The 527-nt window shown below is 57.1% G+C and carries 1 protein-coding gene; it reads right to left on the reverse strand.

Features of this window, described 5'->3' with window-relative positions:
* Nucleotides 1–527, reverse strand: a 527-nt coding sequence (locus KP22_RS21100) for an Ig-like domain-containing protein (RefSeq protein ID WP_039326391.1), incomplete at both ends; no start/stop codon positions are given.

Raw genomic sequence — 527 nt, forward strand, 5'->3', positions numbered from 1 at the left:
CCATTGGCGGCCAGCACCGCGCCCGGCACATTCACGCTCCAGGTTTTGCCATCGGCATTCACCGTGGTCTGGTAGGTCTCGGTGCCGACGGTTACTGTCACTGCATCACCGGCTTTGACGTCATTATCGACCTGACCGGTGACCGCAATCGTCTGACCCGATTCGCTGGCGTTAATCACGTTATCTGAGGTGATATCGTCGATAGTAATGGTCGCGGTGGGCGCAACCGTATCGACGCTGTACGCATGGCTGGTATTCGCTGTAGTCACGTTGCCTGCGGTATCACGCGTAGTGACCGTCGCACTCACATCGCCATTAGCAGCCAGCACTGAACCGGGAACATTCACGCTCCAGGTCTTGCCATCGGCATTCACCGTGGTCTGATAGGTCTCGCTGCCGACGGTGACTGTCACCGCGTCACCAACCTTGACGTCATTATCGACCTTGCCGGTGACCGCAATCGTCTGACCCGACTCGCTGGCATTAATCACGTTATCTGAGGTGACATCGTCGATAGTAATCGACGC

It is taken from the genome of Pectobacterium betavasculorum (assembly GCF_000749845.1).
Classification (GTDB): Bacteria; Pseudomonadota; Gammaproteobacteria; order Enterobacterales; family Enterobacteriaceae; genus Pectobacterium; species Pectobacterium betavasculorum.